Genomic DNA, 4194 nt, shown 5'->3' with positions numbered 1-4194 from the left:
CACGCCTCGCACGCCCCGGGTGTCCCTCCCCAGCTTCGTCCGGCTGAGGCCTAATGCGACCGTGGGTTTGGTGTGGCGTACAGCACACCACCCCCAGGGACCAAGCCGTCAGAAGAACACCGACCGCCGCTGGACGAGCAACTTGGCCCCTCTTCCGGCCACCCTCGCATGGCTCGGCCCTGGAGGGCCTCCCCAGCTTCGGCCGGCTGCGCCGGACTCCGTCCGTCGGTCTGGGGGGCCGCACCGCCCTCCCCGCCCGGCCGGGCAACCCTCAGAAGAACACCGACCGCCGCTGGACGAGCAACTTGTAAAGCGTGTGCTGGATCGTTTCTCGTACCTGGTCGGTCAGGTTGAACATCAGCATCGGGTCGTCCGCCGCCTCCGGCGGATGCCCGTCGGTGGGGATGGGCTCGCCGAACTGGATGGTCCACTTCGTCGGCAGCGGCACCGCGCCCAGCGGCCCGAGCAGCGGGAAGGTCGGCGTGATCGGGAAGTACGGAATGCCGAGCAGCCGGGCCAGGGTCCTCGCGTTCCCCACCATCGGGTAGATCTCCTCCGCGCCCACGATCGAGCACGGCACGATCGGCGCCCCCGCGCGCAGCGCCGTCGAGACGAAGCCGCCCCGCCCGAAGCGCTGCAGCTTGTACCGCTCCGAGAACGGCTTGCCGATCCCCTTGAAGCCCTCCGGCATCACCCCGACCACCTCGCCGCGCTCCAGCAGCAGCTGGGCGTCCTCGGCGCAGGCGAGGGTGTGCCCGGCTTTGCGGGCCAGCTCGTTGATGACCGGGAGCACGAAGACCAGATCGGCCGCGAGCAGCCGCAGATGGCGCTTGGCCGGGTGGTTGTCGTGCACCGCGACCTGGAGCATCAGCCCGTCCAGCGGCAGCACCCCGGAGTGGTTGGCGACGACGAGCGCGCCGCCGCTGTCGGGGATGTTCTCGATCCCCTTCACCTCGACCCGGAAGTACTTGTCGGACAGCGGGCGGAGCAGGGACATCAGCACCTGCTCGGTCAGATCGTGGTCGTAGCCGAAGTCGTCGACCTCGTAGTCCCCGGTGATCCGGCGGCGCAGAAAGCTCAGTCCGTGGGCCAGTTTGCGCTCCCAGTCGCCGCTGCCCGGGGCGGGCTTCGGCGGGTCGGGCGGCAGGGGCGGCACGGCCGCGGCCGCCGTCTGGGGGCGGTGCTCGAGCGCCTCGTCGCGCTGCTGCGGTACGGGCTTGAGCGAGCCCTGGGAGCGGCCGCCACGGCCCAGCCGGGGGACCTTCCTCCGGGACGACCGGGGTTCCTCACCGAACGGAATGACCTTGGCGTCCGCCATGGTGGTTGCGCTCCTTAAGGCTGGGCGCCGGCGGGCAGCAGCGCGGCGAGCCGGTCGATGGTACGGGCGAGGGTCTCGGGCGGGAGCAGCCCGGGGCCGCGGCTGTGCGCGTAGTCCGCGAGGGCACCGGCGGTGGTGTGCTCGGGTTCGAATCCCAGGGTCTCGCGCATCTGGGTGGTGGCCACGACCCGGCCGTGGGTGAGCAGCCGGACCTGCTCGGGCGAGAAGTCGGTGATGCCGAGGGACCGCAGCGCGGTGCGGGCCCAGCGCAGGGTGGGCAGCAGCAGCGGCAGGGTCGGGCGGCCGAGCCGCCGGGCGGCCTGGGAGAGCAGCAGCACCCCGTCTCCGGCGATGTTGAACGTGCCGCTGTTGAGCGTGGACCGGCGCGGCTCGGAGGCCGCGATCCGCAGCACCTCGATGGCGTCCTTCTCATGGACGAACTGGAGCCGCGGGTCGTAGCCGATGACGGTGGGCAGCACGGGCAGCGCGAAGTACTCGGCGAGCGGGGAGTCCGCGCACGGCCCCAGGATGTTGGCGAAGCGCAGCACGCACACCGCGACATCGGGGCGGCGCCGGGCGAAGCCGCGGACATATCCCTCGACCTCGACGGTGTCCTTGGCGAAGCCACCGCTGGGGAGGGATTTGGGCGGGGTGGTCTCGCTGAAGACGGCGGGGTCGCGGGGCGCGGAGCCGTACACATTGGTGCTGGACTTCACCACCAGCCGCTGCACCGACGGGGCCTTCTGGCAGGCGCCGAGCAGCTGCATGGTGCCGATGACATTGGTCTCCTTGACCGAGGCGCGATTGCCGCGCGCGCCCAGCGGAGTGCCGTTGATATCCATGTGGACGACGGTGTGGACGCCGTATTCGGCGAGCAGTTTCCCGATCGTGGGATGACGGATATCGGCCCGGATGAAGTCGGCGCCGCCGAGGTGGTGTTCGGGCGGCACGGCGTCCACGCCGATCACCCGCTCCACATCGGGTTCGCGCTGTATGCGCCGGACGAAACGGCCTCCCAGCCGACGAGCGACTCCGGTGACGAGCACGACCTTTCCCAAGATCAGCGCCTTCCTTCCCACACTCGTCCGAGCCGGGCTGTGCCGAACACCGTAACCGCTCGGTGTTGCGCTGTGATGACCACTCGCCGCGCGGTGCGACGTTTTAAGCCGGGGCCAAAGGGGCGAACGTGGCTTCAGGCCGCTGCCACCCACGCACCGCAGCCCTCCCACCGGTGGTGGGAGGGCTGCGGGACGAACACAGCGTCGCTTGCTTACTTCTTGTTGCGACGCTGGACGCGCGTGCGCTTGAGCAGCTTGCGGTGCTTCTTCTTGGCCATCCGCTTGCGCCGCTTCTTGATAACAGAGCCCACGACTACCCTCGCTCACTTCGATTCACTCGGTGCGGGGCGTCCGAGCCCACACGACCTACATCGGGCCAGCCTACCCGCCGCCGAGCGAACCACGTAATCCGAGGGTCCTCCCCAGGCCCGGAAACGGCCTAGGCGGACTCCACCCCCACATACGATTCGCGGAGGTATTCATGAACCGCTTGCTCTGGGACCCGGAAAGACCTGCCCACCCGGATCGCCGGCAGATGACCACTGTGCACCAAGCGGTACACGGTCATCTTGGACACTCGCATCACCGAGGCGACTTCCGCCACGGTCAGAAACTGAACCTCGTTCAGAGGCCGTTCGCCAGCAGCCATGACAACACCTGAACCTTCCGCACATGTCGGGCACCGGCTTCCCCTCCGGTGACTCCTGGTCGCATGCGCGCTCCACCCCAGGTTAGGGGCGGGTGATGCAAGTGGGGAAGAGGAGTAGCGATCGGACGCCTACTGTGACAGACACGCTCGATTGAGTACATAGCGAGTAATCGGCCGGTAGTAACCAGACCGCACACCGTCATCAAGCGGAACGGCGACGGACACCCGCCCCTCGGCCTCCCCGACGAACAGCGCGGGGTCGTTGGTGTCCCCTGGCCCGATGGCCTCAAAGCCCAGCTGACCTGCTCCGCAGACCCATCCGTGGTCCCCGATGACCAGTCCCGGCAGGGGTCCGCCGGACTCCGCGGCGCGGCCGAGGGCGACCCGAACCGGGAGCGGTGAATGGCTGTGGGCGCCCGGCTCACTCGCGGTCGGGCGAGCGCCGGGTGCCCGCACCATCGCGACACCTCGTACGTAGGCGAGCCGGTGGGTACGTACGCCGAATCGCGTCGTTATGTCGATACATCTACCCTGCGCGGGAGTGAGGACACGGCAGCCCGCCGCCGAGAGCGCCGACGCCAACGCGGCGTAGAAGCCGAGGAGACGGTGGGGATGGCCGGTGCCGAGGAGCACCGGGAGCCGGTCCCGGGCGGCACCGCGCAGCCGGTCCGCGAAGGCGTCCAGCGCGGCGATCGTCAGCTCCGGATCGATCATATCCGGCCCCGAAACATTGGCCGGGTCGATCGAAACCCCGCATTTCTCGCCCATCAGGCCGAGCAATTCCATAAAGGACCAGTCGTATTCGGGCTCCAGCCCGAGCAGCACCCGGGGGTCCCGGGCCACGAAGAGCCGATAGCGGCGCAGGCTCTCCTCCCGGCTCGTGGCCACGGGCCCGGCGAGCCCGGCCGCCAGCAGATGCGCGCGCAGCGCCGCGGTACTCAACACACCACCGATGCTGGCGGACCCATCCCCTCGGCCGCCCGGATACGCGCACAGACCCCACGGTTGGCGTAACGGCCGCCAGGGGGTGTCCGCCGCGTGGCAGGGGCTCCGCCCCTGGGCCCCGGGGTCTGGGGCGGAGCCCCGGGTTGAGCGTCTTGGGGGGCGCCCCGCCGCGCACCCCCACCCCGGGGGACCCCCACACGGTGGGGTCGGGGCTGTGTCTCTCG

General features: G+C 70.0%; 5 protein-coding genes. All 5 read right to left on the bottom strand.

The window, feature by feature from the left end:
• Positions 1–271: 271 nt before the first annotated feature.
• The gene (locus tag ACFXB5_RS23920; RefSeq protein ID WP_201858447.1) at positions 272–1318 is read right to left on the bottom strand and encodes a lysophospholipid acyltransferase family protein; all 1047 of its coding nucleotides are present in this window, start codon (positions 1316–1318) and stop codon (positions 272–274) included.
• A gap of 14 nt (positions 1319–1332) precedes the next feature.
• Positions 1333–2376: an NAD-dependent epimerase/dehydratase family protein gene (locus ACFXB5_RS23915; protein WP_385211285.1), complete on the bottom strand. Its 1044-nt coding sequence runs from the start codon at positions 2374–2376 to the stop codon at positions 1333–1335.
• A 212-nt stretch (positions 2377–2588) separates the two neighbouring features.
• Positions 2589–2687, bottom strand: a complete 99-nt coding sequence (locus ACFXB5_RS23910; RefSeq protein ID WP_003948845.1) for a 30S ribosomal protein bS22 — start codon at positions 2685–2687, stop codon at positions 2589–2591.
• Between the two features lie 128 nt (positions 2688–2815).
• Positions 2816–3025 (bottom strand): helix-turn-helix domain-containing protein, encoded by a 210-nt coding sequence (locus ACFXB5_RS23905; protein WP_014053989.1) that lies wholly within the window; start codon positions 3023–3025, stop codon positions 2816–2818.
• A gap of 129 nt (positions 3026–3154) precedes the next feature.
• Positions 3155–3970 carry a phosphatase gene (locus ACFXB5_RS23900; protein WP_385211282.1) on the bottom strand — a complete coding sequence of 272 codons (816 nt, stop codon included), beginning with the start codon at positions 3968–3970 and terminating at the stop codon, positions 3155–3157.
• Positions 3971–4194 lie beyond the last annotated feature (224 nt).

Source organism: Streptomyces sp. NPDC059455 (genome assembly GCF_042750115.1).
Taxonomy (GTDB): domain Bacteria; phylum Actinomycetota; class Actinomycetes; order Streptomycetales; family Streptomycetaceae; genus Streptomyces; species Streptomyces endocoffeicus.
This window is presented reverse-complemented; position numbering and strand designations above follow the sequence as displayed.

Bases quoted from the DNA above. Each gene is read 5' to 3' on its own strand.
- ACFXB5_RS23920 (WP_201858447.1), bottom strand. From the start codon at position 1,318: ATGGCGGACGCCAAGGTCATTCCGTTCGGTGAGGAACCCCGGTCGTCC.
- ACFXB5_RS23905 (WP_014053989.1), bottom strand. From the start codon at position 3,025: ATGGCTGCTGGCGAACGGCCTCTGAACGAGGTTCAGTTTCTGACCGTG.